This window comes from Thermus sp. LT1-2-5, assembly GCF_040363165.1.
GTDB lineage: Bacteria > Deinococcota > Deinococci > Deinococcales > Thermaceae > Thermus.
In genome coordinates this window covers 381192-406688 of the sequence record NZ_BSRG01000001.1, presented here as the reverse complement: position 1 = coordinate 406688, position 25497 = coordinate 381192, and the positions used below count along the sequence as shown (strand labels likewise).

At 64.3% G+C, this 25497-nt stretch carries 24 protein-coding genes; 15 read left to right on the top strand and 9 right to left on the bottom strand.

Features of this window, described 5'->3' with window-relative positions; all coding sequences use genetic code 11:
- The 12 genes from ABXG85_RS01965 to ABXG85_RS01910 form a co-directional block, all read left to right on the top strand.
- Window positions 1–286, top strand: a 286-nt coding sequence (locus tag ABXG85_RS01965; protein WP_353512054.1) for a transposase, incomplete at its 5' end; no start/stop codon positions are given.
- A 256-nt stretch (window positions 287–542) separates the two neighbouring features.
- On the top strand, window positions 543–1607 hold the full coding sequence (locus tag ABXG85_RS01960; RefSeq protein WP_353512053.1) for an EpsG family protein: 1065 nt from the start codon (window positions 543–545) through the stop codon (window positions 1605–1607).
- 4 nt (window positions 1608–1611) lie between these two features.
- Complete coding sequence (locus ABXG85_RS01955) at window positions 1612–2412, top strand: glycosyltransferase (protein ID WP_353512052.1); 801 nt, start codon at window positions 1612–1614, stop codon at window positions 2410–2412.
- A complete protein-coding gene (locus ABXG85_RS01950) occupies window positions 2403–3560 on the top strand; it encodes a glycosyltransferase (RefSeq protein WP_353512051.1) in 1158 nt (385 codons plus the stop codon). The genes ABXG85_RS01955 and ABXG85_RS01950 overlap by 10 nt, the downstream gene beginning before the upstream one ends.
- A gap of 17 nt (window positions 3561–3577) precedes the next feature.
- Window positions 3578–5056 (top strand): undecaprenyl-phosphate galactose phosphotransferase WbaP, encoded by a 1479-nt coding sequence (gene wbaP, locus ABXG85_RS01945; protein WP_353512050.1) that lies wholly within the window; start codon window positions 3578–3580, stop codon window positions 5054–5056.
- Window positions 5057–5083: 27 nt separating this feature from the next.
- Complete coding sequence (locus ABXG85_RS01940) at window positions 5084–6970, top strand: Wzz/FepE/Etk N-terminal domain-containing protein (protein ID WP_353512049.1); 1887 nt, start codon at window positions 5084–5086, stop codon at window positions 6968–6970.
- A gap of 647 nt (window positions 6971–7617) precedes the next feature.
- Window positions 7618–7899 carry a GGDEF domain-containing protein gene (locus ABXG85_RS01935; RefSeq protein ID WP_353512066.1) on the top strand — a complete coding sequence of 94 codons (282 nt, stop codon included), beginning with the start codon at window positions 7618–7620 and terminating at the stop codon, window positions 7897–7899.
- A 14-nt stretch (window positions 7900–7913) separates the two neighbouring features.
- Window positions 7914–9500, top strand: a complete 1587-nt coding sequence (locus ABXG85_RS01930) for a gamma-glutamyltransferase family protein (RefSeq protein WP_353512048.1) — start codon at window positions 7914–7916, stop codon at window positions 9498–9500.
- Window positions 9501–9535: 35 nt separating this feature from the next.
- Window positions 9536–11005 (top strand): ABC transporter ATP-binding protein, encoded by a 1470-nt coding sequence (locus ABXG85_RS01925; protein ID WP_353512047.1) that lies wholly within the window; start codon window positions 9536–9538, stop codon window positions 11003–11005.
- Window positions 11002–12051, top strand: coding sequence for an ABC transporter permease (locus ABXG85_RS01920; RefSeq protein WP_353512046.1), 1050 nt, complete (start codon window positions 11002–11004; stop codon window positions 12049–12051). Before ABXG85_RS01925 ends, ABXG85_RS01920 begins: the two co-directional genes overlap by 4 nt.
- Window positions 12051–12884 carry an ABC transporter permease subunit gene (locus ABXG85_RS01915; protein WP_353512045.1) on the top strand — a complete coding sequence of 278 codons (834 nt, stop codon included), beginning with the start codon at window positions 12051–12053 and terminating at the stop codon, window positions 12882–12884. Before ABXG85_RS01920 ends, ABXG85_RS01915 begins: the two co-directional genes overlap by 1 nt.
- Before the next feature lie 3 nt (window positions 12885–12887).
- Entirely contained in the window at window positions 12888–14027 is a 1140-nt protein-coding gene (locus ABXG85_RS01910) for a BMP family ABC transporter substrate-binding protein (protein ID WP_353512044.1), read from the top strand.
- Window positions 14028–14054: 27 nt separating this feature from the next.
- On the opposite strand, the gene ABXG85_RS01905 is transcribed toward ABXG85_RS01910, so the two are convergent.
- The 3 genes from ABXG85_RS01905 to ABXG85_RS01895 form a co-directional block, all read right to left on the bottom strand.
- The gene (locus ABXG85_RS01905) at window positions 14055–15353 is read right to left on the bottom strand and encodes an acetyl ornithine aminotransferase family protein (RefSeq protein ID WP_353512043.1); all 1299 of its coding nucleotides are present in this window, start codon (window positions 15351–15353) and stop codon (window positions 14055–14057) included.
- A 65-nt stretch (window positions 15354–15418) separates the two neighbouring features.
- Entirely contained in the window at window positions 15419–15973 is a 555-nt protein-coding gene (locus tag ABXG85_RS01900; protein ID WP_353512042.1) for an NUDIX hydrolase, read from the bottom strand.
- Window positions 15970–16356 carry a GatB/YqeY domain-containing protein gene (locus ABXG85_RS01895; protein WP_353512041.1) on the bottom strand — a complete coding sequence of 129 codons (387 nt, stop codon included), beginning with the start codon at window positions 16354–16356 and terminating at the stop codon, window positions 15970–15972. Before ABXG85_RS01895 ends, ABXG85_RS01900 begins: the two co-directional genes overlap by 4 nt.
- 31 nt (window positions 16357–16387) lie before the next feature.
- On the opposite strand from ABXG85_RS01895, the gene purH reads away from it, so the two are divergent.
- Entirely contained in the window at window positions 16388–17878 is a 1491-nt protein-coding gene (gene purH / locus ABXG85_RS01890; RefSeq protein WP_353512040.1) for a bifunctional phosphoribosylaminoimidazolecarboxamide formyltransferase/IMP cyclohydrolase, read from the top strand.
- Here the strand turns inward: purH and ABXG85_RS01885 are convergent.
- Genes ABXG85_RS01885 through ABXG85_RS01870 form a run of 4 tightly spaced genes read right to left on the bottom strand, consistent with a single transcriptional unit; the run spans window position 17875 to window position 21100 of the window.
- Complete coding sequence (locus tag ABXG85_RS01885) at window positions 17875–18909, bottom strand: fatty acid desaturase (protein WP_353512039.1); 1035 nt, start codon at window positions 18907–18909, stop codon at window positions 17875–17877. The two genes, purH and ABXG85_RS01885, sit on opposite strands and share 4 nt — an antisense overlap.
- A gap of 60 nt (window positions 18910–18969) precedes the next feature.
- Window positions 18970–19428: a D-aminoacyl-tRNA deacylase gene (gene dtd / locus ABXG85_RS01880; protein WP_353512038.1), complete on the bottom strand. Its 459-nt coding sequence runs from the start codon at window positions 19426–19428 to the stop codon at window positions 18970–18972.
- A gap of 3 nt (window positions 19429–19431) precedes the next feature.
- Window positions 19432–20283 carry a DegV family protein gene (locus ABXG85_RS01875; RefSeq protein ID WP_353512037.1) on the bottom strand — a complete coding sequence of 284 codons (852 nt, stop codon included), beginning with the start codon at window positions 20281–20283 and terminating at the stop codon, window positions 19432–19434.
- Window positions 20258–21100 (bottom strand): DegV family protein, encoded by an 843-nt coding sequence (locus ABXG85_RS01870; protein ID WP_353512036.1) that lies wholly within the window; start codon window positions 21098–21100, stop codon window positions 20258–20260. Before ABXG85_RS01870 ends, ABXG85_RS01875 begins: the two co-directional genes overlap by 26 nt.
- 99 nt (window positions 21101–21199) lie before the next feature.
- Between ABXG85_RS01870 and serA the strand changes: the two genes are divergently transcribed.
- Both serA and ABXG85_RS01860 read left to right on the top strand, forming a co-directional pair.
- Complete coding sequence (gene serA, locus ABXG85_RS01865; RefSeq protein WP_353512035.1) at window positions 21200–22783, top strand: phosphoglycerate dehydrogenase; 1584 nt, start codon at window positions 21200–21202, stop codon at window positions 22781–22783.
- A gap of 68 nt (window positions 22784–22851) precedes the next feature.
- Window positions 22852–23574, top strand: a complete 723-nt coding sequence (locus tag ABXG85_RS01860) for a hypothetical protein (RefSeq protein ID WP_353512034.1) — start codon at window positions 22852–22854, stop codon at window positions 23572–23574.
- Window positions 23575–23601: 27 nt separating this feature from the next.
- On the opposite strand, the gene ABXG85_RS01855 is transcribed toward ABXG85_RS01860, so the two are convergent.
- On the bottom strand, window positions 23602–24030 hold the full coding sequence (locus tag ABXG85_RS01855; RefSeq protein WP_353512033.1) for a hypothetical protein: 429 nt from the start codon (window positions 24028–24030) through the stop codon (window positions 23602–23604).
- A 10-nt stretch (window positions 24031–24040) separates the two neighbouring features.
- Window positions 24041–25414, bottom strand: a complete 1374-nt coding sequence (locus ABXG85_RS01850; RefSeq protein ID WP_486401635.1) for a PucR family transcriptional regulator — start codon at window positions 25412–25414, stop codon at window positions 24041–24043.
- Between the last annotated feature and the right edge of the window lie 83 nt (window positions 25415–25497).

The window sequence follows — 25497 nt, the reverse complement described above, 5'->3', positions numbered from 1 at the left end:
CTTCCTGCGGTTCTACGGGTACCCCAAGGTGCTTTGGCCGTACCTGCGGAGCACCAACCTGATGGAGCGGTTTATCCGGGAAGTGCGGCGTGGGACGAAGGTGCGGGACCACAAGTTTCCTAAGGAAGAGGCGGTGTACAAGCTTCTTTACCTGGAGTCGGAGAGGCAGGAAGGGAGGTGGGCAGAACGGAAACTAAAGGGGTTCTCGGAGGTGAAGGAGGTGCTGGAGAAGATGCTTCAGGAGCGGTATGCCCCCCGTACACAGACTCTTACACATAACTCTTGACACGACCGGGGAATCCACGTAAAGATTACTACATGTTCCGCAATCGGATGTATGTTTTCCGGAAGTATTACCCATTCTGGCCCATAAGAGTGCTTTTTGACCTAGTGCGGCATCTTTGGTTTTTCTTGGGGGTACGCCGTTGGGACTGGAATGGCCTTGTTTTCTGGGCTCGGGCAGCATGGTTGGGACTTAGCGGCAACTTGGTTTCGTACGAAGAAGCATCTGGTAAGCGCACCAAAAGCGTGCGAGGATAACTGTGGTCTATATAGTTGGATGGGCTCTTAATTACTGGGGCTTATTGCTGTGGCATGCTGGGCTGCGTAATCGGCTTGTTTTCTTCCCTGCGCTGCTATTTGCTGGCGTTTTGATAACAATTCGTGATAGCGGCACGGATACGTATGGGATTTACGAGCTGGCTCTACGGGACCTTTTGGAGGGTGCAGGCGGTTTCTGGTTAGAGGGGTGGGAGCCGGGCTTCGTGTTGCTTTCAAAGGCGTTACTATGGCTGACCGGGTCAGAGGTGGTTGCGCTCCGGGTGCTGGGTGCTTTGTTTGTTGTCCTTTTGTGTATTTTTCTTATTCGAGCAGATCGTCTAGAGCTTCTCTTTTTTGTCTCCTATTTCTTTCCCTTGTTCATCTACCAGTATGGGATGAACGCGGTTCGAGCGGGCTTTGGCCTTGCTTTTGTCCTTTTAGCGTGGCAAGCTTTTCGGCGCAATAGCTGGCTATCCGCAGGTATTCTAGCTATTCTGGCGGTTTTGTTCCATTACAGCATGGTTTTTGTCCTGGCCTTGCTTTTTCTCCCAGAATTAAAGTGGAAGACTTCGCGTGGGCTCTTCTTTATAGGCGTTGGAGTCCTACTGATGGTGGCGATGCTTGGGCTTCGCTTCGAATATTTTGAAGCAAAGCTTTCCCTTTACTCTGACTATGAAACCCCCTTCTCTTTCTCGGGTTTGTCGCGTTTTGCCCTAGTCATTTTCCTTTGGATTGCTTTTGCTATGTCGTCGGTGCCCTTAGCGCAGAAAGTGCGCATGTTTTTTTGGGTAGTGGGTCCTTCCGTCGTTTTTCAAGTTCTGGCGATGGTTTCGTATGCGGGGTTACGCTTTCTGGAACTTATGACCTTCGTTGCTCCGCTGGTGCTATTACGGGAATATGAACGGTGGAAACTAGCGCCAGACAGGGTGTTTATTCGGGCCCTGATTGTAGCAGGCGTATTAGGCGCGGTGGCAGTTTATAGAAATTTTCTGGTAGATTATGATGGGCAACTGACGGGGACGTTGACGCCCTTCTTACCGTACCGGACGATCTTTGATAGGTGGTGATTATATGAATAGGATTGCCGTGCTAATACCCGTGTACAAGGATCAGGCTGGGCTGGAAAAATCCCTGTCCACGCTACCTGCAGAGGTTCCCTTGGATATAGTCGTGGTGGATGACGGTAGCCAACCGCCCATTCAGCTGCCTAACCTACCTGGGGAGCATAAGGGCTACTTGCTTCGGCTGGAGCAGAATGTAGGCATTGAACGAGCCCTAAATTACGGGCTTAACTGGATTCTGGAGCGTGGTTATGAATACGTAGCCCGCTTAGATGCTGGGGATGTAAGCTTACCTGGCCGATTCCTCCATCAGATGGAATTTTTGGATAAAAATCCAGAGTATGCGCTTGTGGGCGGGCAGGTGGAGTTTGTGGACGATGAGGGAAGGGAGGTTTTTAGGGAGCGTTTCCCCACAAAATACGAGGATATTCGCCGGATCATGCATGCTCGAAGTTGTTTCATCCATCCCGCTGTGATGTTTAGGGCTTCGGTGCTTAGAGAGGTGGGTTTGTACTCGGAGGCGTACGAGGCAGCAGAGGATTTTGAGCTTTTTTTCCGAATTACTAGGCGATATCCTGTCGCAAACTTGGAAAGGGTTGTCCTGCGGTGCCATGTGAATCCTCGAGGTATCTCCCTTACAAAGCGGCGAAAGCAGGTGTGGAGTCGTTTGCGCATTATGGTCCGTTACTTTGACCCTTGGGTAAGGGAAAGCTGGTTGGGTTTAGTGAAAAATGCCTTGCTTCTGGTGGTTCCCGTTCCGTGGGTGCGCTGGCTTAAGCAGCGTCTTGAAGGTCGGAGGGGATGGCTTTGATGAGGGTTCTCCACATCCTGGAGGCCACAGGCGGTGGCACTGCCCGCCATGTAGTGGACTTGTGTGAGGGCCTTGCTCGCCGAGGTGTGGACGTTCACCTGGCGTACTCTCCCCTTCGTGCGGATGCGATTTGGGAGAAGGGCCTAGAGAATTTAATAGCGGCAGGGGTGCACTTGGTGGAGGTTCCCATGCGGCGTTCTCCTCACCCGAGCGATCTCCAAGCATTGCTTAGCCTGCGCCGTTACTTGGCGCAGAAAGGCCCATTTGACCTGGTGCATGGTCACAGTTCTAAGGCCGGAGCCCTTGCGCGGCTTCTCCGTCTATTGGGTGGGCCACCGGTGGTGTATACGCCCCATGGTTTCGTTACTTTGGCTCGCTTTGTCCGGGAATTCCAGGAGTTTGGAGCAGGAAGTCTTTGGCTCTACGAGATGGTGGAGCGAGGGTTATCCTTGCTCACGGACCGGCTGGTTGCGGTGGCGGACCAGGATGCGGAGGAAGCTTTTCGGCTGGGGTACCCAAGGACCAAGGTGAGGGTAATCCTGCACGGTATTCGCCTTGACGAACCTCAGCCGGGGGTTCGGGAGGAGGTGCGCCGCGCTTGGGGGGTGGAGGAGGACGATGTGGTAGTGGGCTTTGTGGGCCGCTTGGATCCTCAAAAGTCTCCCCAGACGCTGCTTAAAGCCTTTGCCAAGGTGGCGCGTGAGCATCCGAAGGCTCGTTTGGTGATCGTTGGACGCGGTGCGTTGGAAGGGGAGTTAAAACGATTGGCTGAAGAGTTAGGCGTTGACGTAATCTGGGCGGGCTTTATGGAAGGCAGAAGGGCCATGAAAGGGATGGACGTCTTTGTTTTGCCGAGTTCATATGAAGGCTTGCCGTATGCATTATTGGAAGCTGCAGCAGAAGGGCTTCCTTTGGTAGCTACAAACCTACCCTCTGTATCTCGGGTAGCCACAGAAAGAAATGCCCTTATAATTCCGCCAGGGGACGTTGAAGCTCTGGTAGAGGCCTTGAGGCTGCTGCTAGCTGATGAGGTGCTGCGCCATTCCATGGGAATGCAAAGCAAAAAGCTTGCGGAGGGGTTTTCAGTGGAGCGTATGGTTGGCGAGGTATTGGAGCTTTACCAAGATATGTTAGGTGTTCGTGTTTAAAAAGGGGGAGTTCGGCTATGAACGCAAAGTGGGATGTGGGGAGAACGGAAAATCAGGCTGAGTCTTCAGAATCCTTGGGTGGACTGACCCGGTTAAGGCGCCAAAGAGTTTTCTCCGTAATTCCCCTTATAGTTGCCCACGTTATCGCCTTGGAAGCCTCTCTTTTTCTCGGGTACTTCACTCACTTGCCCTTCGCTGGAGTATTCCACAGCTTCATTGCCCGGGATACGTTAGTTTCCATGGTCTTTGGACTTCTCGTCTTTGTTATCGGATACTTTCTAGCTGGGCTATACCCAGGCTATGGACTTGCCCCGGTGGAGAGGCTTCGGCGCGAAGTACAGGTGACGTTGTTGATGTTCCTCACCCTCATAGCGTGGGAGTGGTTTTTCTTCAAGGATGGGTGGTTCCGGGGCGTGTTGCTTCTTGCTATGGGGTATGCTGGAGTTCTAGTACCCCTAGGTTCGGCTTTATCTAGAGAGGTAATGGTCCGCCTGCGCATTTGGGGTGCCCCGGTTCTCATTTTGGGTGCAGCCAAAACGGGGGCTTTAGTAGCGCGAGCCCTACAAAGAGAAAAGGTTCTAGGCCTTAACCCTATTGGGTTTTTAGACGACGATCCTAAGAAATGGGGCCAGGAAGTGGAGGGGTTGCCTGTATTTGGCCCCTTAGAACAGGCAGGGAGGTGGCTAGGGAGGGGAGTCCAGGTAGCGATAGTGGCTATGCCCGGTGTTGGAAGGGAGCGATTAGTTAAGCTTCTTCAGGAGCTGCCGTTTTCCCAAGTGATTTTGGTACCTGACTTACTTGGCTTGCAGAGCCTTTGGGTTTCCGGTAGGGATCTTGCGGGTGTTTTAGCGTTGGAAGTGAAAAAGAATTTGTTATTGCGAAGAAACAAGATTCTTAAGAAAGTGATTGACTACTTTTTGGCTATCCTGGGTTTAGTGGTTAGTGTTCCAATCATTGTGTTCTTTGCTCTTTTGATCCAGTTGGTCAGCCCGGGACCACCTTTTTACTCGCAAGAGCGAGTAGGGTACAAAGGGAAAGTGTTTCGCATTTGGAAGTTGCGTACAATGTACCTTGATGCCGACAAGCGTTTGCAAGAGTATTTAGAGCATAATCGTGAAGCAAGACTCGAGTGGGAACAGAACTTTAAGTTGAAAAAGGACCCGAGAATATTGCCGGTAGTGGGGCATATTTTGCGCAAAAGTAGTTTGGATGAACTCCCTCAGTTGTGGAATGTTCTTAAGGGAGAGATGAGTCTAGTTGGGCCCAGGCCGATTGTGAAGGCCGAAGTTAAGAAATATGGGACTGCCTTCGACCTCTACATACAGGTATGGCCAGGTCTTACGGGATTATGGCAAGTATCGGGACGTACAGACACTTCTTATTCTGAACGGGTAGCATTGGATAGTTATTATGTTCGCAACTGGTCTTTGTGGTTGGACCTCTACATCCTGGCACGTACTTTCTGGGTGGTGCTGACCCGGAGGGGGGCATATTAAGGCGCTGTGGGGTAAAGTGAGGGCGCTATGGTGGAGACTCCTGGGGACGAGCTTTCGCTGCGCGATATCGTTGAGGTTCTCAAACGGCACCGGAACCTGATTTTGGGCCTGCCCTTGGTCTTCGGGGTGGCGGCCCTTATCTATGGCTTTTTCATCGCTGAGCCCCGCTACGCCTCCACCGCCACGGTGAACGTGGCCCCAGTGCAGGTGCAGGCGCAACTGGAGCAGCGCATCCAGGTGCAGGGGCAGAACCTGGTTACCTTTGAGGGCCTCCGGGCCATTGCCTTTTCCGACGAGGTGACGCGGGAGGTATGGGAGGCTCTACGGAAAGAGGGGAAGCTTCCCACTGCTTGGCAGGACCAGGGAAACACCCCGGGTCTGGAGCGGATGGTGAAGGACTTCCAAATCAAGAACGAGACGCCGCGGCAGCAGGTGGTGCCCCAGGGCCAGGTGCCTCCCGTGGTGGCCTCCTTGACCGTACGGGCTCCCAGCCCCGAGGTGGCGGCCAAGGCGGCTAACCTGTGGGCGGAGGCGATCACCAGGCGAGTTAACGAGATACCTCTGGCACGCTTACGGGCTAATCTTCAGGCTCTGGAGGAGCAGATTGCCCCTGCGGAGAAGGCTTACCGCGAGGCCCAGGCCCGCTGGGAGGCCTTCCAACGGGCTAGCACTTTGGCACAGGACCGGGCGGAGCTGGACGCCAAGACGGGAGAGCGGGTGAGCCTAGACCAGGAGCGTTCGGGCCTCGAGCGGGACCTGGCGGCGGTGCGGGGCCGTATCGAAAGCCTTCAGGCCGAGGCGGCGCGGCAGGCCAGGCTCGTGCCCATCGGCACTTCCCCAGAGCAACTGGCGATTATCAATAAGCGGCTGGAAGAGGCTAAGCGTGCCCTCCAGGCGGAAACGGAGCGGGCGCGGCAGGCTTACGTTCAGGCAGCTAAAGCCTTGGAAAGCTTTCGCAGGCGGGAACGCTTGGCGGAGTGGCAAAGGGAGCAAGAACGCTTGGCACAACGCTTGAGCGAGGCGAGTGTGCGTTTGGTCCAAATCGCCACCGATGAGGAGGTTAAGCAAGCTGCGCTTCGGGAGGTGGAGGCAGCTTTGGCGGGCGAGCCCAAATTGCTGGATGCGCTGAAGGAGGTAGTGGCGGACCCCGTGGTGGCTGCAGCGGTGGCGCAGGAGGGGCTGGCGGCCTTAGCGAACCTAAAGTTGCGGGTGCAAGAGGTAAACCCGGCGTATGGGCCCCTTTTGGAACGGGCGGTGGGGTTGCGAGCGGAGATCTCCGCACTGCGAGCGGAGGGGGACAACTTGAAGCAAGAGGTGGAGAGGTTAGGCGAAAGACTGGACACTCTCCGAGGGCAAATCGCTACCCAAGAGCGGGAGAAGGAGGCCATCACCCTGGAGTACAACACCAAGAAGGCTGCTTACGAAACTTTCCGCGCCCGCTACGACCAGATTGCCCAGCTCACCGCTTCCGATCTCGCCTTTGATAACCCGAACCCCGAGTACCAACGCCTGCGTTCGGCCCTCATCGACGCCCAGGCGGAGGAGGCCCGGCTCTCGGCCCGGAAGGCGGCCCTCGAGGCGCGGCTAGCTCAGGTGGAAGCGCGCATTGCGCTTCTTAGGGAGCGGGTAGCCAGGGCGCAGGTGGAGCAAGACCAGGTGAACCAAGCCCTGGAGCTCGCCAAGAACGCTTACCTGGCCCTGAGCCAGAAGAAGACGGACCTCCAGATTGAACTGGCAAGCTCGCAGAATAGCCTAGCCCAGATCATCGCCCCCGCCTTTCCCGTCTATGAGAAGGTGGCGCCCAAGCGGGCCCTCATCTTTGCCGTGGCGGTGGTCCTAGGGCTCATGCTAGGGGTGATGGGGGCCTTCGTGGCGGAGGCCTTGAGACCCAAAGAGGGGTCCGTGGCGGCTTAGGGTGCCCTGCTGGTCTCGGCTAGGACCGCTTCCGCCTGCTCCATGTAGCCGTCCCAGGGAATGAGGGCGTAGCTCCTTTCCCAAGGTCCTTGTTAGCGATGCGGCGTAGGAGGCTGCGAAGGTCCTTGGTATACTGGGGTCCAGGTCTATGGACTCGACGTTTCGGTTTCTTTACGCCTTGAGTTGGGTGGGCCTTATCGGTGGCTTGGTGGTCCGGTTTGTCATTCTTCCTCCCACGGGATGGGAGCTTGTTGGCTGTTTGGCGGTAGGGGCTGTATTTGCCCCTGCCTATGCCCAGGGGCCTAGACGGACTCCCCGTAACTTGGTTCATGGAGCGGGGTGTATTTCCTACTGGAGATTGCCCGCTCTTTACACAGGGGGGTAGAAGGTTGGCAATTCCTCTCGTTTGGCAATTGGATCCCAGCCACTTATCTGTTGGCTACCTTTGCCCGTCCGGTGGGGGCGGCCTGGCGGTATTCCCTTATCTGGACGGTTTTGCTGTACGGCAGGGTGGCGTGGGGGGGTTTGGGGCGACGAGAGAGAAGCGCTATTTTGGCGTACGTGACTACTGTGCTTCTGGGACAACTTACCGTGGCGTCTTGGATCATTCCCCGAGGCCACGGTTATGAGGGGAGCCCTTGCGTCGGGTGGCTTGTTTGCTTGTAACCAGGGTGTGTCGGGAGGATGGGGTAGCGCAGTGGGGAGGGGAGGAATTTGCCCTTTTGTTGCCTTCTACGCGGACAGAGGATGCGCAACGTTTGGCGGAGCGGCTTCGGCAAACCATTGGGGCGCAAAGTCTTGGCGTGACCGCAAGTTTTGGCGTGGCCGAATACCTGTTTGGCGAAGAGGAGGAAAGCCTTTTTCGCGCGGCTCACACTCTCTACGGAGCTAAGAACACGGGGAGAAACCGGGTGGAGGTGGCTGAGTGAAGGATAGCTCCGGTATGGATCTCGCCTACTACCCCTACCCCTCCCGGCGGCACGTGGTCTTGGGCCGGCGGGGGGCGGTGGCCACGAGCCAGCCCCTGGCGGCCTTGGCGGGGATGGAGATGCTCCTCAAGGGGGGAAGCGCCGTGGACGCCGCCATCGCCATGGCCGCTTGCCTCACGGTGGTGGAGCCCACCTCCAACGGGATTGGGGGGGACCTCTTCGCCCAGGTCTGGGATGGGAGGCTCCACGGCCTGAACGCCTCGGGCAAAAGCCCCATGGCCTTCACCCTCGAGCGCCTGCCCGAGGGGAGAATGCCGGAAAGGGGCTGGCTTCCGGTGACGGTGCCGGGGGCGGTTTCGGGGTGGCGGGCCCTACACGAACGGTGGGGCAGGCTCCCTTTCCCCGAGGTTCTCGCCCCCGCCATCCGCTATGCCGAGGAGGGCTTCCCCGTGGGGCCGGAGACGGGGAGGGCCTGGAAGCGGGCGGAGGGGATCTACCTGTCCCTCACGGGCCCGGAGTTCGCCGCCTTCAAGGAGGTCTTCTTCCCCGGGGGCCGGGCCCCTAGGGTGGGGGAGGTGTGGCGGAGCCCCCTCCACGCCCAGACCTTGCGGGAGCTCGCCGAAACCTACGGGGAAAGCCTCTACCGGGGGCGCTTGGCCGAGGCCCTCGCCCGCTTTAGCGCCGACACGGGGGGCCTCCTCACCTTGGAGGACCTGAAGGCCCACGCCCCGGAGTGGGTGGAACCCCTTTCCCTGGACTACAGGGGCCTCACGGTGCACGAGCTCCCTCCCAACGGCCAGGGGGTGGCGGCGCTTTTGGCCTTGGCCATCCTGGAGAGGTTTGACCTGAGGCCGGAGGACCCCTTGAGCTACCACCTGCAGGTGGAGGCCATGCGCCTGGCCCTGGCGGACGCCTTCCGCTTCGTGGCCGACCCCCGGTACCTGGAGCTAGACCCCAAGGCCTTCTTGTCCCCGGCCTACGTGGCGGAGAGGCGTCGGCTCATCGGGGAGAGGGCCTTGCCCAAGGTCCTTCCCGGGCTCAGGCCGGAGGGGACGGTCTACCTGGCGGCGGCGGACGGGGAGGTGATGGTCTCCCTCATCCAGTCCAACTACCAAGGCTTCGGCTCCGGGGTCCTGGTGCCGGGGACGGGGATCGCCCTGCACAACCGGGGCTTGGGCTTTTCCCTGGAGGCGGACCACCCCAACCGGGTGGGGCCGGGGAAAAGGCCCTACCACACCATCATCCCCGGCTTCCTCACCCGGGAGGGAAGGCCCCTTGGGCCTTTTGGGGTGATGGGGGGGTTCATGCAGCCCCAGGGGCACGTGCAGGTGGTGGTGGCCTTGGCGGATTTCGGCCTGAACCCCCAGGCGGCCTTGGATCGGCCCCGGTGGCAGGTGGTGCCGGGGGGTGGGGGGGACGAAGTGCTCTTGGAGCCGGGCATTCCTCAGGCCACGGCCCTTTTCCTCAAGGACCTGGGGCACCGGGTGCGCTACGAGGCGGAGTACGGGCTGTTTGGCCGGGGGCAGGTGATCTTGAGGGAAGGGGACGCCCTGGTGGCCGCCAGCGACCCCCGAGCCGAGGGCCTGGCCTTGGCCTGGTAGCGTGGTATTCTGGCCCCGGGGCCTTGCCCCTTTCCATGTTGCGGCTAGAAAACATCACCAAGCGCTTCGGTCCCGTGGTGGCCAACCGGGGCATCACCCTCGAGGTGGGCCGGGGGGAGGTCCTCGCCCTTCTGGGGGAAAACGGGGCGGGGAAGACCACCTTGGTGAGCATCCTCTACGGCCTCTACGCCCCCGACGAGGGGCGGATCCTCTTGGACGGGAAGGAGGTGCGCATCCCCTCCCCCAAGGCGGCCCAGGAGCTCGGCATCGCCCTGGTGCCCCAGCACCCCGAGCTCATCGAGGCCCACACCGTGGCGGAAAACCTAGCCCTGGGCCTAGACCTCCCCCCCTTCTTCGCCCGCAGGACCCTTTTGGCGCAGCTTAGGGCCCTCCTCCAGGACCATCCCCTGGGGGTGGACCTCGAGGCCAAGGTGGAACGGCTCTCCGCCGGGGAGAAGCAGCGGGTGGAGCTCCTCAGGGCCCTCCTCAACCGCCCCCGGGTCCTCATCCTGGACGAGCCCACCAGCGTCCTCACCCCGAAGGAGGCGGAGGGGCTTTTCCAGGAGGTGGCCCGCCTAAAGGCGGAGGGCCTCGCCGTCATCTTCATCAGCCACAAATTGGACGAGGTCCTGGCTCTGGCCGACCGCATCGCCGTGCTCCGTGCGGGGGAGAAGGTGGGGGAGCTTTCCCGGGAGGAGGCGGACAAGGAGCGCCTGGTGCGCCTCATGGTGGGGCGGAGCCCGAGCCCCCCGCCTAAGGCCCCGCCGCCCCGGGAGGAGGTGGTCTTGGAGGTGGAAAACCTCCTGGTGCCCCGGCATGGCTTTCCCGTCCAGAACGTTTCCTTCGCCTTGCGGGCGGGGGAGGTCTTGGGCATCGCTGGGGTGGCGGGAAGCGGGCAGAAGGAGCTATTGGAGGCCCTGGCGGGGCTTAGGCCCTACCGGGGCCAGGTGCGTTTTCTGGGCCAGCCCCTGCCCAAGGACCCGGCCCAGGTCTTCCCCTTGGGGGTGGCCCACATCCCCGAGGAGCGGGCCATGGGGGTGGTGGGGGGGATGAGCGTGGCGGAGAACCTGGCCCTGCGCACCTACTCCGCTTACGCCCGCTTCGGCCTCCTGGACTACCGCGCCCTGGAGAGGGAAGCGGAGACCCTCATGGCCGCCTACGCCATCAAGGCCCCTTCCCCCCGGACGCCGGTGCGGTTTCTCTCGGGAGGCAACGTGCAGAAGGTAATCCTGGCCCGGGAGCTACGGGGCGGGCCCAGGCTGGTCCTCGCCATGCACCCCACCTACGGGGTGGACGTGGGGGCGGCGGAGGAGGTGCACGGGCGGCTTCTGGATCTGGCCCGGCAAGGGGCCGCCATCCTCCTGGTGAGCGAGGACCTGGACGAGATCCTGGCCCTTTCCCACCGCGTGGCGGCCTTGTACCACGGGAGGCTGGTGGGGCCCGTCCCCCGGGAGGAGGCGGACCGGGAGCGGCTGGGCCGGATGATGGCGGAGGGGCGGGCATGAGGCTGGAGCTGGACCCCGCTCCCAGTCCCAAGAAGGTGGCCTTGAGCTACGGGGCCTTTCTGCTTTTGGCCCTCCTCCTCTTGGGCCTCCTCTTCCTGGCCTATGGGGTTTCTCCCCTTAGGGCCTATGAAATCCTCCTCACCCCCCTCTTGGACCCCTTGGGTCTGGCCGAGGTGGCCCGGCGGGCCATCCCCCTCCTCCTCATCGGGGCGGGCTTGAGCCTGGCCTTTCGCGTGGGCTTTTTCAACATCGGGGCTGAGGGGCAGCTCCTCTTGGGGGCGGTGGGGGCGGCTTACGTGGCCCTCTTCCTTCCCCCGGGGCCCTATACCCTTCCCCTCATGTTCCTCCTCGGGGGGGCTTTGGGGGCCTTGTGGGCGGGGCTGGCCGCCTGGCTCAGGGTGCGCTTTGGGGCCAGCGAGATCCTCACCACCCTCATGCAGAACTACCTGGCCTACTACCTGGTGGTCTACCTGGTGGCGGGGCCGTGGAAGGGGCAGTTCGTCTTCGGCTTCCTCTACACCGACCGCTTTCCCGAGGCGGCCCGGCTTCCCCGGCTTGGGGACAGCCTGGTCCACTGGCCTACCCTGCTTCTTGGGGTGGGGGCGGCCCTACTCCTACACCTCCTCCTCTTCCGTACCTCCTTGGGCTTTTCCCTGAGGGTCCTGGGGGAAAACCCCCAGGCGGCCCGCTACCTGGGGCTCAAGGAAGGGAGGCTGATGCTCCTCGTGGCCTTGGCCTCGGGGCTCCTTGCGGGGTTTGCCGGGGTGGGGGAGGTGGCGGGAATTCACGGGAGGCTTCTGGAGCCCGCCCAGATCTCCTTGGGCTACGGCTTCACCGCCATTTTGGTGGCGTGGCTCGCCCGGGGAAGGCCCGGGCTGACCCTCCTCACGGCCCCCCTCCTCGGGCTCATCCTGGCGGGGGGCGACGCCTTGAAGCTCGCCTTTTCCATGCCCTTTAGGGTGGTGGACGTGGTGGCGGGGCTACTGCTTTTAGCCTTGATTGGGGCGGAGGCGGCGAGCCGCCACCGCCTTATCTGGAGGCGGTGATGGAAGAGGCGTTGGTGCGCGCGGTGCTTTTCGGTACCCCCATCCTGCTCGCCGCCTTGGGGGCGCTCCTGGCCGAGCGGAGCGGGGTGGTGAACCTGGGGGTGGAGGGGATCATGGCCCTTTCCGCTCTCGCCGCCTTCGCCGCCGCCTTGGGGGCAGGGCCCTTCTTGGGGGTGGTGGCCGGGGTGGGGGCGGGGGTGGCTTTGGCCCTCTTTCTGGGGCTCTTTGCCATTACCTTAAGGGCCAACCCCTTCGTGGCGGGGTTGGCGGTGGCCGCCTTGGGGCTTGGGGCGTCGGGGATGCTGGGCAAGCGCTACGAAGGGGTACCCTTGGAAACGGCCCTGCCGGAGGCGCCCTTGGCCCTAAGCGCCCTCTTCTTGGCCCTATTGCTTCACCTCCTCCTCTACCGGAGCCGCTTTGGCCTGTACCTGAGGAGCGTGGGGGAGAACCCCAAGGCGGCGGACCTCTTTGGCGTGAGCGTGGAGGGGGTGCGCTACCTGGCCCTGGGGCTTGGGGGCGGGCTCATCGGCCTGGGGGGGGCTTACCTTTCCTTGGCCTACCGCCCCTCTTGGACGGACGGGATGACCGCAGGGCTCGGCTGGGTGGCCATCGCCTTGGTGATCCTCGCCGCCTGGGAGCCCTTGCGGGCGGTTTTTGGGGCTTACCTCTTCGGCCTCCTCTTCTTCCTGCAGTTTCGGCTTCAGGGCAGTGTACCTATACCGTCCGAGGCCTTTGCCGCCATGCCTTATCTCCTGGTTATCCTGGTCCTGGCCCTCTCGGGCCGGTCCCGGGCCCCCAAGGCCCTGGGCCAGCCCTTTGAGCGGGGGAGGTGAAGGATGCGAAAACGGGTTTGGCTACTGGCCCTTCTTCTCGGGATGGGCCTGGCGCAGGGGGAGAAGCTTAAGGCCTGCTTCATCTACGTGGGACCGGTGGGGGATGCCGGCTGGACCTACGCCCACGACGTGGGGCGGAAGAAGGCGGAGGCGGCGCTTCCCTGGCTGGAAACCCGCTATGTGGAAAGCGTTCCCGAGGCCCAGGCCTTGCCGGTGATGGACCGCTTCGTCCAGGAGGGGTGTAAGGTCATCTTCGCCACCAGCTTTGGCTACATGGAGGCGGTCCTCGAGGCGGCCAAGAAGTACCCGGAGGTGATCTTCGCCCACGCCACCGGGTTCAAGCGGGCCCCCAACGTGGCCACCTACATGGCGGACTTCTACCAGGTCTACTACCTGAATGGCCTCGCCGCCGGCGCCCTCACCAAGTCGGGCAAAGTGGGCTACGTGGCCGCCTTTCCCATCCCCGAGGTGAAGCGGCACATCAACGCCTTCGCCCTGGGGGTGCGGGCGGTGAACCCCAAGGCCCAGGTCCTGGTGCGTTGGATCAACGCTTGGTACGACCCGGCCAAGGCCCGGGAAGCCACGGAGGCCCTCCTCGCCCAAGGGGCGGACGTCTTCGCCTTCACCGAGGACACCCCCACGGTGATCCAGACCGCCGCCAAGAAGGGGGCCTACGCCTTCGGCCACTACACCCCCATGCTCAAGTTCGCCCCCGACCACGTGGTTTCTGGGCAGATCGTCCACTGGGACGCGATCTACATCGACTTCCTCAAGAAGGTCAAGGAAGGCGTCTACACCCCGAAGAACCTGCAGAAGGTGGACTACTTCTGGCTCCTCCAGCACAAGGCGGTGGAGATGGGGGCGGACTACGGCGTCCCCATCAACCCCAAGCACGTGCCCCTCTTGCAGAAGGCCCGGATGCGGGTGGGGGGGAAGGAGGTGCCGGTGTACGACCGGATCCTTGCCCTCCTCAAGGACATGTCCAGCCCCAAGCCCACCTTTGACCCCTTCACCGGGCCCATCCAGGACCGCAAGGGGGTGGTGCGCATCCCCGCTGGGCGCAAGGCCAGCTTGCAGGAACTCCTCACCATGGAATGGGCGGCCCCCGGGGTGGTGGGGGACTGGCCCGGGGAGCCCAAGTAGGTTAGGGGCGTACGCCCGGCCCCCGGGCTAAAGGCTGCGGAAGACCCCTTCCAGGATCTCTAGCCCCGTGGCCGCCTCCTCTTGGGTGAGGATGAGGGGCGGGGCGATGCGGAGGGCGGAGGGCCCGGCGGGGAGGAGCAGAAGCCCCCTTTGGAAGGCCCGCTCCACGGCCTTGTCCCGCAGGTCGGGCCGCTCCTCCTCGGGGCTTCCGAAATCCACCCCGATCATGAGGCCCCTACCCCGCACGTCCCCCAGGAAGGGGAAGCGCTTTTGCATCCCCTTGAGCTCCTCCAGGAGGTACGCCCCCACCTGGGCGGCGTTCTCCATCAGGCCCCCTTCCAGGAGGTCCAAGGTGGCGTGGGCTGCCGCCGCCGCCACCGCCTGCCCGCCGAAGGTGGTGCCGTGGGTCCCGGGGCGCCAGCTGCCAAGCTCCTCCCGGAAGAGGAGGGCGCTTAGGGGGTAGCCCGAGGCCAGGCCCTTGGCCAGGACGTAGACGTCCGCCTCCACCCCCTCGTGCTCCAGGGCGAAAAAGCGCCCCGTGCGCCCCGCCCCCGACTGTACCTCGTCCGCCACCAGGAGGATGCCGTGGCGCTCCAGGAGGGCCTTGAGCTTGGGGAGGAAGCCCTTCGGGGGCACCACGTACCCCCCTTCGCCCTGGATGGGCTCCAGGAAGAAGGCGGCCACCTCCTCGGGGGGCAAGGTGGTGCGGAAGAGGTGCTCCAGGTGGTCCAAAACCGCTTCCCCCACCTCCTCGGGCCGGGCCCCCAAGGGGGGGCGGAAGGGGTTCGGGAAGGGCACGTGCACCACCCCCGGCAGGAGGGGGGAAAACCCCTTGCGGTAGGCGCTCTTGCTGGCGGTGAGGGAAAGGGCCCCCAGGCTCCTGCCGTGGAAGGCCCCGGTGAAGGCGAGGAGGTAGGGGCGGCCCGTGTGGTGGCGCACCAGCTTGATGGCGGCCTCGATGCCCTCGGTACCGGAGTTGCCAAAGAAGACCCTATACCTTCCTCCAAGCCGCCCCACCAGGCGCTCCGCCAGAGAGAGGGTGGGCTCGTGGGTGAAGTCGGAGAAGCAGACGTGGGCGAAGCGCTCCGCCTGGGACCGCACCGCCTCGAGGACCTTGGGGTGGGCGTAGCCCGTGGTGTTCACGGCGATGCCCGCCATGAAGTCTAAGAAGACGTTCCCGTCCACGTCCTCCAGGAAGACCCCTTGCCCCCGGGCAGGGACGAAGGGGTAGGGGCGGACGTAGGAAGGGGAAAGCACCCGCTCGGCCCGCTCGGTGAGCGCTTGGGCCATGGGTCCAGGAAGGGGCGTTTTTACCTCGGGTTTCATACGGGGCCAGTCTACCAGGGGCGAGGAGCGCTTCCCACCCGCGCTTTATGCGCCAAGGCGCAAGGCTATACCGCAAGGAGGCCCCGGGCCAAGAGGTAGGGCCGGGCGTAGAAGAGGGTGAGGGCGGTGGCGGCGTCCTGCACCTCCCCCGCCTCCAGGAGGGCGTAAAGTTTCGGCAAGGAGAGTTCTACGGTTTCCAAAAGCTCCCCGTCCTCGAGGCTCGGGGCCGCCACCACCTCCGCCCCCAGAGCCAAGAAGGGGTGGAAGACCACAGCGGTGAAGGACGGTTGAGGGTGGAAGGGGGGCAAGGGGATCACCTCCTGGGCCCTCGCCCCCACCTCCTCCAGAAGCTCCCGCCGCGCCGCCTCCTCCGGGGTTTCCCCCGCATCCACCTTGCCCGCCGGCACCTCCAGGAGGAACTTCCCCGTGGGGTGGCGGTACTGGCGGACGAGGAGGGCGGTGCCCTGGAGGGTCACGGGCAGGACGAAGCTCGCCGCCACCGGCCCCGGGCGGTAGATGTAGGTGAGCTCCTTGCCCGTGTGGGTCCTAAGCCGTTCCCGCACCAGGCGCACGGGCTCGGAGAGGATCTCTTCCAGGCAAAGCCGCTTCCAGGGGCTCATGAGCTCAGGCGTTCGATTACCCGCCGCACCTTCTCGCCCGGGGCCTTAGGGCCCAGGGCTTTGGTCACCACCCCGATGGCCGCCAGGGGGATCTTGAACTGGGACAGATCCAGGTTTTCCCGGATCCAGGCCTCGATCTCCTCCTCGCTCATCTCCTTGGGCAGGAAGCGGTCCAGGAACTCCGCCTCAAAGGCGTTACCCTGCTCCAAGGCGATCTCCTTAAGGGCCTTGAGCACCTTCACCGCCTCGGCGTCGGGGAGGGGCTTGCCGTCCCCCTTGCGGTCCAGCTCCGCCTTCACCACCCGGGCGAAGTCCAGGGTCTTCTGGTCCCGGGCCTTCATGGCCTCCTTGATGGTTTCCTTGATGGCCTCGTAGATCGTCATCCCCCTCAGTCTAGCGGGTACAATCCCTTCCATGTGGGCGCTCCTTTCCGTTTCGGATAAGCGGGGGATCGTGGACTTCGCCCGGGGGCTTTTGGACCTGGGCTTCCGCCTTCTCGCCACGGGGGGGACGTACCGGGCCCTGAAGGAAGCCTCCCTGCCCGTTACCTATATTTCGGACTTCACCGGCTTCCCCGAGATCCTGGAGGGCCGGGTGAAGACCCTCCACCCCAAGGTGCACGCCGCCCTCCTGGCCCGCCCCGACCAGGAGGAGGAGCTTAAGGCCTTGGGCCTGGAAAGGATTGGGGTGGTGGCGGTGAACCTCTACCCCTTCCGGGAGGCGGTGGCCCGGGGGGCCTCCTTCGCCGAGGCCCTGGAGCAGGTGGACATCGGGGGCCCCGCCCTGCTCCGGGCGGCGGCCAAGAACCACCTGGCGGTCCTCCCCGTTTCTGACCCCGAGGACTACCCTCGGGTGCTTCAGGCGCTACAGGAGGGCCCGAGCCTCGAGTTCCGCCGGGCCCTGGCCCGCAAGGCCTTTGCCCACACCGCCGCCTACGATGCCGCCATCGCCGAGTGGCTCTCCGGGGAGAAGTTCCCCGAGGACAAGTTCTTGGTCCTAAGGCGGGTTTCCCCCTTGCGCTACGGGGAGAACCCGCACCAGGAGGCGGCCTTGTACCGGGTGGCGGGGGAGGAGGGCCCCCTCCTTGGGGCCCGGGTGCTCCAGGGCAAGGCCATGAGCTTCAACAACTACCTGGACGCCGAGGCCGCCTGGAACCTGGTTTCGGAGTTCGCCGAGCCCGCAGCGGTGGCGGTGAAGCACCAGAACCCCTGCGGGGTGGCCTTGGGGGAAACCCCTTTGGAGGCCTACCGAAAGGCTTACCAGGCGGACCCCGTGTCCATCTTCGGGGGCATCGTGGCCTGCAACCGCCCGGTGGATGGGGAGACCGCCCGGGCCATGGCCGAGGTCTTTTTGGAGGTGGTCCTGGCCCCAGGCTATAGCGAGGAGGCCTTGGAGGTCTTCGCCCGGAAGAAGAACCTGCGCCTCCTCGAGGTCCCGGCCCTAGCCGAAGGCCCATACCTGGACGTACGGCGCATCCGGGGCGGGGTGCTCCTCCAGGACGCCGACACCCTAGACCCCATGGCCCCAAGGGTGGTGACGCAACGGGCCCCCACGGAGGCGGAGTGGCGCGACCTCCTCTTCGCCTGGAAGGTGGTGAAGCACGTGCGTTCCAACGCCATCGTGGTGGCCAAGGGGGGGATGACCCTGGGCATCGGGGTGGGGCAGACCAACCGCTACGCCGCCGCCAAGCACGCCCTGAAGACCGCCAAGGAGGGGGCCAAGGGGGCGGTCCTCGCCTCGGACGCCTTCTTCCCCTTCGACGACGTGGTGCGCCTGGCGGCGGAGTTCGGCATCGCCGCCCTCATCCAGCCCGGGGGGAGCGTGCGGGACCAGGACTCCATAAAGGCGGCGGACGAGGCGGGGATGGCCATGATCTTCACCGGGGTGCGGCACTTCCGCCACTAGAGGGAAAGCTTGCCCCGGGCGGCCTTGAGCCGCCGATACGCCTCCTTAAACCCCACCAGCTTGCGGCTTTCCTCGTCGTGGAGGTGCATGTCGGCGAAGGCGATCTGAAAGGCGTCTTTCAGGGTCACGGTGGGGGCCACCTTCACCAGGTCCACCTCCTCTTGCACCTTGGGCAGGTGGTAGTTGGGGATCTTGGGGGCCAGGTGGTGGATGTGGTGGAAGCCGATGTTCCCGGTGAGCCACTGGAGGACCTTGGGGAGCTTCAGGTAGGTGCTCCCCTCCATGGCGGCCTTGAGGTGTTCCCAGCGGGGGTCGTGCTCCCAGTAGGCGTCTTCGAACTGGTGCTGCACGTAGAAGAGAAAGATGCCCACCATCCCCGCTAGGTACTGGATGGGAAGGTAGACGAATAGGAGGGTCTTCCAGCCCAGGAAGACGCCGATGCCGGCAAGCAAGAGGGTCAAGGCCAAATTGGTGAGGGCCACGCTGTGGCGCACCGAGGGGCGCTCGGACCCGTAGCCCAAGGGCAAGCGGTAGGAGAGCATGAAGACGTAGATAGGCCCTAGGAGGAACATGACGAAGGGGTTGCGGTAAAGGCGGTAGGCAAGGCGCTCCCGGGGGGTGGCCTGCAGGTACTCCTCCAGGGTCATGGTGTAGATGTCCCCCACGCCCCTTTTGTCCAGGTTGCCGCTGGTGGCGTGGTGCCGGGCGTGGGAGAGCTGCCAGTGGTGGTAGGGCACCAGGGTGAGCACTCCGGCGAAGAAGCCTAAGAGGTCGTTCATCCACTTCTTGGGGAAGAAGGAGCCGTGTCCGGCGTCGTGCTGCAGGATGAAAAGCCGCACCAAGAAAAGGGCCGCCACGAAGTCCAAGGCCAAGGTGAGGGGCAAGGAAACGGAAAGGGCCTTGTGGGCCAGGTAAAAGAGGGCGAGGAGGGGGAGGAGGGTGTCCGCCACCTGGCGGAGGCTTCGCAGGGTATTGGGCTTGGTGTAGGGTTTGATGAGGGGGATCCAGTCTTTGGGTTCTACCTTATGCATAGGCGCTCCTCTTTCGGGGAGTGCCTTACCCTACTTCAGAAAAAGATGAGAGGGGTGAGGCTACCTGGGCCTGAGGCGCTCCCCCGAGTCCAGGAGAAGGGTGACCGGCCCATCGTTCACCAGGTGCACCCGCATATGGGCCCCGTACACCCCGGTTTCCACGTGGACCCCCTGGGCCAAGAGGGCCTCGAGGGCCACCTCGTAAAGCCGCTTGCCCACCTCGGGAGGAGCGGCCTGGACGAAGGAGGGGCGGTTGCCCTTGCGGGTGTCCCCGTAGAGGGTGAACTGGCTCACCAGGAGTACCTCGCCCCCCACCTCCTTGAGGGAGAGGTTCATCCGCCCTTCGGCGTCGGGGAAGACCCGAAGGTGAACGATCTTGCGGGCCAGGTAGTGGGCGTCCTCGGGGGTGTCCTTCTGCCCCACCCCCAGGAGGACCAGGAGGCCCAGGCCGATCCTCCCCACCACCTCGCCCTCCACCTCCACGAAGGCCTCGCTCACCCGTTGCACCACCGCCCGCACGCCTCACCTCCTTGGCCCGGCGAAGAGGGCCACGGTGCCGGGCCCGGCGTGGACGCTCACCGCCGCCCCGGCGAAGAGGGTGCCTTGGACTTCCACCCCTTCCACCTGCACCGCCTCCAAAAGAGCCTCTGCCCCCTCGGGGTTCGCCACGTGGGCCACGTAGGCCAAGGCCCCCTCGGGGAAGTCGCGGCGGAAGAGCTCGGCGATCTTCCTCAGGCCCTCGCTGAAGCCCCGCACCCTCGGGCCTGGGAGGACCTCCCCGCGCCGGACCTCGAGGACCGGCAGGATGCGAAGCAGACTCCCCACCAGGTGCTTGAGCCCGGAAATCCGCCCCGAGCGGTGCAGGTAGGTGAGGGTTTTGGGAAGGACGTAGCCCAAGACCCGCTCCCGGTAGGGGGCGATGGCCTCCTCCAGGCCCTCCCAGGGGGTGCCGGAGCGGAGGAGCCGCCTCGCCTCCTGCAACACCAGGAAAAGCCCGCCGTTCAGCGACCAGGAGTCCAGGACCTTCACCCGCCCCCCGAAGGCTTGGGCCACGCTTAGGGCGGTGGCCACGGTACCGGAAAGCTTCCCGGAAACGTGGACGGAAACCACCCTCTCGTGGTGTAGGAGAAGGCGCTCGTAGGTGTGTTTCAGGTCTTCGGGGGCCACTTGGCTTGTGGTGAGGCGCTCCCCCTGTTGCAGGAGGCGGACCACCTCCTCCGGGGTGATCTCCCCGAGGTCGCGGAAGGCGCGGTCCTTCCAGATCACCTGCTGGGGCACCAGGTGGATGCCTTGGGCCTCCGCCTCCTCGGGGGAAAGCCCCAAGGTGGAGTCGGCCACAAAGGCTACCCTAGAGGCTGTAGGCGTAGAAGCCATAGGTGCCCGGCCCCGTGTGGCTGGCGATCACCGCCCCAAGCTCGCTCACCAGGGCCTCCTCCACGGGAAGGCCCGAGGCGAGGACCAGTTCCTTGAGTTCCCGCACCGCCCCCTCCTCGGCGCTATAAAGGAAGAAGGCCCGGATGCGCTTCCGCCCTTGGCCCCAGGTGCGGAAGTCCTTGACGATCTCCTCCCGCGCCTTCCTTTCCCCCCTGGCCCGGCCCGCCGCCTCCACCCGCCCCTCCTTGAGGGTGAGGATGGGCTTGATGCCGAGAAGGGTGCCCAAAAGGGCCTGCGCTCCGCCGATGCGCCCGCCCCGGCGCAAAAACTCCAAGGTGGCCACGCTGAAGCGCACGAAGTGGTCCTGGCGGATCCGCTTGAGCTCCTCCAAGACGGAGGGAAGCGACTGGCCTTCCTGCAGGAGCTCGTGGGCCCTGAGCACCATCATGCCGATGCCCAAGGAGGCGGCCAGGGAGTCGAAGACCGTGACCCGGCCGGGGAACTCCTGGGCGGCGAGCTCCGCCGACTGCACGGTGCCGGAGAGCTTGCTGGAGATGTGGATGGAAAGCACGTGCTCCGCTTCCTGCAAAGCCTCCTGGTAAGCCTTCATGAAGTCCTCGGGGGAAGGCTGGCTGGTGGAGGGGAAGGCGGTGCCCTCCCGCACCTTCTGGAAGATCTCCTCGGGGGTGATTTCCTGCCAGTCGCGGTAGACCCGCCCCCCCAGGTGCACGTAAAGGGGTACCACCCGGATGCCCAGGCCCTCCCGCAGGGGCTTGGGTAGATCGGCGGTGGAGTCCGTCACCAAAGCTACCTTCATCAAGGCCTCCTTGTTGTCCGGGACAGGATACCACGAGGAGCGGTGTAGTGTAGCGGGTAAGTTGCCCTGAGGCGGGGTTTTTGCTAGGGTCAAGGGTATATGTGGCGGGTGCTGGTGTCCGATGACATGCGGCTTGGGGACGTGAAGTACCCCGGGGTCTTGGTGGACTATCGCCCCGGCATCGCCCGGGAGGAGCTCCTCGAGGTGATCCCCGCCTACGATGCCCTCATCACCCGGAGCCGGACCCAGGTGGACGCCGAGCTGTTGCGGCGGGGCAAGCGGCTTAAGGTGGTGGGCCGGGGGGGCGTGGGGGTGGACAACGTGGACCTAGAGGCGGCGAGCCGCCTGGGCATCCTGGTGGTGAACGTGCCCGAGGCCAACACCCGTTCCGCCGCCGAACTCGCCTTCGGCCTCCTTCTCGCCGCCGCCCGGGGCATTGCCCTTTCCGACCGCAAGATCCGCCAGGGGGAGTGGGACCGGAAGTTCCTGGGGCTTGAGCTTAGGGGCAAGACCTTGGGCATCGTGGGTCTGGGGCGGATCGGCGGCCAGGTGGCCCGCTTCGCCAAGGGCTTTGAGATGCGGGTTTTGGCCTATGACCCCTACATCCCCCGCACCCGGGCGGAGAGCCTAGGGGTAGAGCTTTTGGAACACCTGGAGGACCTCCTCCGCCAAAGCCACTTCCTCACGGTGCACACGCCCCTGACCGAGGAAACCCGGGGGATGATCGGCCGGAGGGAGCTTTACCTCCTTCCCCGGGGGGCGGTGGTGGTGAACGCCGCCCGGGGCGGCATAGTGGACGAGAAGGCCCTTCTGGAGGTGCTGGAGGAGGGGCACCTCTTCGCCGCAGGCCTGGACGTCTTTAGCCAGGAACCGCCCCCTAAGGACCACCCCCTGCTCCATCACCCCAAGGTGGTCCTCACCGCCCACCTGGGGGCGAACACGGTGGAGGCCCAGGAGCGGGTGGGGGAGGCCATCTTGGAGCGGGTGGTGCGCACCCTCGAGGGGGACCTCTCCTACGCCCTCAACACCGGCTTTGACCCGGAGGCCCTGGCGGCCCTCCGCGGCTTCTTGCCCTTGGGGGAGGCCTTGGGCAAGCTCCTCGCCCAGATCACCAAGGGCCGCCCCCAGGCCTTAGAGGTGAGCTTTCTCGGCCAGTTCGACAAAGACCCCGAGCCCATCGCCAGCGCCGTGGCCAAGGGGCTTTTGGCCCGGGTCCTGGGGGAAGGGGCGGTGAACCTGGTTTCCGCCCGGCCTCTCCTGAAGGACCGGGGCATCGGCCTCGTGACCCGCCGCTCGGAGGAGGCGGGGGAGTACGCCCGTCTGGTGGAGGTGCGCCTCACCACGGACCAGGAGGAGCGCCGGGCCCGGGGGGTGGTGATGGGGGGGAAGCCGCGGCTGGTGGGGATCGACGACTACGCCCTGGAGGTGGTGCCGGAGGGGTACCTGCTGGTCTGCGTGAACTACGACCGCCCGGGGGTGGTGGGCCAGGTGGGCACGCTCTTGGGGGAGGCGGGGGTGAACATCGCTGGGATGCAACTCGGCCGCGACGTGCCGGGGGGGAGAGCCCTCTTCGTCCTCGCCGTGGACCAAAAACCCACCCCGGAGGTGCTGGAGGCCTTGCGGGCGCTTCCCGTGCTGGAGCGGGTGGACCTGGCGGAGATGGGCGGAGGGGGAGGGGTTTAGGGGATAGAAAAGTCACGAGCAGATTAAATCGTGAAGAATAGCACTTACCCTTTTTCCTCCTTCCCGCCTTGGCCCAAGGGGTGGAGGTGGGGGTGCAGGGCCTGGGGCCGAGCCCCACCCTTTTCCTGCGCCTCTTCGGCGAGCTTTCCGGCGATGGGGTCCGGGCGGTCTACGCCCTGGCCCCGTACCTGGGGGAGAGAGGGGGTGGGGTTTCCCTGGAAAGGCTTTACGTGAGGGTGGAGGAAGGGGAGTGGAGCCTGGTTTTGGGCCGCTTTCCCTTGACCTTGGGGGAAGGGCGGCTTTTCCCTTACACCTGGAACACCCCGGGCCCCGCCGGGGGAGAGGAGGGGGTGTGGGGTGGGGCCCTCACCTGGTACGGTTCCTGGCGCCTGCGCCTGGGCTACGCCTGGGAACGGGGCGGCTTCCTGGAGGCCGCCTGGTCCGAGGGGCGGCTTTGGCTGGAGGAACAGGGGATGGGGGTGGCGGGGAGCGTGCGCCTGGGGGAGGTGGTGGCCTACGGGGAAGGGCGGCTTTGGGCGGGGCGCCCTTTTGGCCTTCTGGGAGCCAGCTTGGCCCTGGGGGATGGGGTGGTCACCGTGGAAGGGGCCTTCCCCTGGGCAGGGGCGGTGGGGCTGAGCTGGCCCCTGGAGGGGGCAAGCCTGGCGGGGAGCCTAGGCTACGGCCCCGGGTGGTGGGGCTGGGTGGGTCTCGAGGGGGAAGAGTACTGGGTGCGGTTGGGGCGGCTGGGTGGGGTGTGGGCGTGGGGGTTTGGGGTTAGGGGAGAGTTTTAGGACAAGCCCTGTAAATCGTGAAAGTGTTCACTTACGCTTCCCAAAGCCGTAGACCAACTCATCCCCCTTCCGCACCACCAAAAGGAGGGCTGGCCGGCCCAGGCTGTCCTTGAGCACGTACTTCGTCCGCACCTCCCCGTCCACCACCCGCTCCTCCTGGCCCTCCACGAAGTAGCCCGCGGCGGCGAAGGCGGTGAGAACCTGCTGGACGAAGGCGGCGTGGAGCCTGGCGGCGATGCCCTTGGCGGCGAAGGCCTCGAGGGCGTACCCCTTAGCTTCGGGGAAGCGGGCGAGGAGGGGCTCGGGGCTCCGGGCCTTGTAGGTGCCGGAGGGGAGGCGCACCGCTGGGTCCAGGCTGGTGGACAAGGCCGCCACGGTGGTCACCTCCACCAGGGTCTGGGCCAGGCCCATTCCCAGCGCCAAAAAGGCCACAAGCCAAAGCCTAAGCTTTCCCATAAATGCCATCTTAGCCCAAGAGGAGGTCCCGCGCCCGCAGGGCGAGGTGCACCCGGGCTAGGGTTTCCGGCTGGCCTAGGGGGCCCACCACCCCTTCAATCCGCTTTAGCCGATAGCGGAGGGTATTGGGGTGGACATGGAGCCTGCCTGCCGCCTCCTCTACGCTGCCTGAGGCCATGTAGGCCTCGAGGGTCTTCAAGAGCTTGGGCGGCAGGGGTAGGTAGCGCTCCACCAGGGCCTTTAGGTCTTCGGGGGACTGTTGCAGGAGGACGAAGGCCACAGGGTCGAGGCCGCTAAAGGAAAGGGCCTCCCCCGGCCTCGCCGCCTTCAAGGCGATGAGGGCTTCCCGGTAGGCCTCCTGCACCGCCCGGTCGGCGTGGACGCCGGAGTAGCCCAGGCGGCTTCCCGGGATCAGGGCCTTGAGGAGGCCCTCCGCCTCCCGCCTGGGGCTATGCACCTGCCACATGGCCGCCACCCGGTTCCCCCGGGTGGCGAGGAGGTAGGGAACCCCAAGCCGGTCCAGGTAAGCCCCCGCCTGGCGGCGAAGCTCCAAGGTGGCCTCCCGCCTCCTTTCCTCGGCCAGGCGGTGGCGGCCCGGGACCTCGGGGGGCTCGGCCAAGGCCAGCACCCACTCCACCCCCTCGGCGAAGCCGAAGGCGAAAAGCCGTTCCGCTTCCGCCTCCCCCAGGATGAGGCCTTCCAAAAGGGCTGCCCCCAAGGATTCTTCCCGCATCCTCTCCAGGCTCCTTTCCAGGGAGCGCACCTTGAGGAGGCGGGCCGCCACCTCCAGAAGCCCCCGGGCCCGCCTTAGGGCCTCCTCTTCCCCATAGGCCACCAAGACCCCTTCCCCGGCCTCGAGGGCCACCCACCCCCGCCCCTCCCCCGGGGCCTCGGGGTGCCTGGGGGGCACGGGCCCGGCGAAGCCCAACACCTCCCCCCAGGGGGCCACCCGGGCCAGGGGGAGGCCCGTGGCCTGGTGGAGTACTTCCAAAAAGGGGCGGTCGGGAAGCTTGAGGAGGAGGTCCACCACCCCACAAAGGGCAAGCCCCGGGGCCAGGGCGAAAAGCCTCAGGGCCAGGGCCTTTTCCACCTCCTCCCGCTGGAGCCAAGGGGGGTAGAGGGCGAGCCCAAGCCCCTCCTTGCGGGCGAAGGCCTCCACCTCGGGCTCGGGCTCGGGGAGGAGGAAGCCCGTGGCGGCCCGGTAGCGGAAGAGGCTCCCCTCGGGGCGGAAGAGGAGGAGGGCCCCTTCCGCCGAGAAGAGGGGGCGCGGCTCGGAAAGGAGGTAGAGCACGGGGCGGTCCCCCGGCACCAGAACCCGTAGCCCCAGGGCCTCCATCAGGGCGGTGAAGGAGGTGGGGTTATCGCTAAAGCCATGGCCAATCATTGTGTATTTCACCAATACCATGCCTAGTACCCGGGAGCAAGGAGAGAGGAATTGTACAAAAAAACAAAATTGGGCGATAACCT

What these genes read in the sequence shown, in the direction of transcription:
- ABXG85_RS01940 (WP_353512049.1), top strand. Translation starts at nt 5,084, where the DNA reads ATGGTGGAGACTCCTGGGGACGAGCTTTCGCTGCGCGATATCGTTGAG.
- ABXG85_RS01870 (WP_353512036.1), bottom strand. Translation starts at nt 21,100, where the DNA reads ATGAAGGTAGCTTTGGTGACGGACTCCACCGCCGATCTACCCAAGCCC.
- ABXG85_RS01955 (WP_353512052.1), top strand. Translation starts at nt 1,612, where the DNA reads ATGAATAGGATTGCCGTGCTAATACCCGTGTACAAGGATCAGGCTGGG.
- ABXG85_RS01900 (WP_353512042.1), bottom strand. Translation starts at nt 15,973, where the DNA reads ATGAGCCCCTGGAAGCGGCTTTGCCTGGAAGAGATCCTCTCCGAGCCC.
- ABXG85_RS01885 (WP_353512039.1), bottom strand. Translation starts at nt 18,909, where the DNA reads ATGCATAAGGTAGAACCCAAAGACTGGATCCCCCTCATCAAACCCTAC.
- ABXG85_RS01850 (WP_486401635.1), bottom strand. Translation starts at nt 25,414, where the DNA reads ATGATTGGCCATGGCTTTAGCGATAACCCCACCTCCTTCACCGCCCTG.
- ABXG85_RS01925 (WP_353512047.1), top strand. Translation starts at nt 9,536, where the DNA reads ATGTTGCGGCTAGAAAACATCACCAAGCGCTTCGGTCCCGTGGTGGCC.
- ABXG85_RS01950 (WP_353512051.1), top strand. Translation starts at nt 2,403, where the DNA reads ATGGCTTTGATGAGGGTTCTCCACATCCTGGAGGCCACAGGCGGTGGC.
- ABXG85_RS01915 (WP_353512045.1), top strand. Translation starts at nt 12,051, where the DNA reads ATGGAAGAGGCGTTGGTGCGCGCGGTGCTTTTCGGTACCCCCATCCTG.
- ABXG85_RS01855 (WP_353512033.1), bottom strand. Translation starts at nt 24,030, where the DNA reads ATGGGAAAGCTTAGGCTTTGGCTTGTGGCCTTTTTGGCGCTGGGAATG.
- ABXG85_RS01930 (WP_353512048.1), top strand. Translation starts at nt 7,914, where the DNA reads ATGGATCTCGCCTACTACCCCTACCCCTCCCGGCGGCACGTGGTCTTG.
- ABXG85_RS01920 (WP_353512046.1), top strand. Translation starts at nt 11,002, where the DNA reads ATGAGGCTGGAGCTGGACCCCGCTCCCAGTCCCAAGAAGGTGGCCTTG.
- ABXG85_RS01905 (WP_353512043.1), bottom strand. Translation starts at nt 15,353, where the DNA reads ATGAAACCCGAGGTAAAAACGCCCCTTCCTGGACCCATGGCCCAAGCG.
- serA (WP_353512035.1), top strand. Translation starts at nt 21,200, where the DNA reads ATGTGGCGGGTGCTGGTGTCCGATGACATGCGGCTTGGGGACGTGAAG.
- purH (WP_353512040.1), top strand. Translation starts at nt 16,388, where the DNA reads ATGTGGGCGCTCCTTTCCGTTTCGGATAAGCGGGGGATCGTGGACTTC.
- wbaP (WP_353512050.1), top strand. Translation starts at nt 3,578, where the DNA reads ATGAACGCAAAGTGGGATGTGGGGAGAACGGAAAATCAGGCTGAGTCT.
- ABXG85_RS01875 (WP_353512037.1), bottom strand. Translation starts at nt 20,283, where the DNA reads ATGGCTTCTACGCCTACAGCCTCTAGGGTAGCCTTTGTGGCCGACTCC.
- ABXG85_RS01910 (WP_353512044.1), top strand. Translation starts at nt 12,888, where the DNA reads ATGCGAAAACGGGTTTGGCTACTGGCCCTTCTTCTCGGGATGGGCCTG.
- ABXG85_RS01895 (WP_353512041.1), bottom strand. Translation starts at nt 16,356, where the DNA reads ATGACGATCTACGAGGCCATCAAGGAAACCATCAAGGAGGCCATGAAG.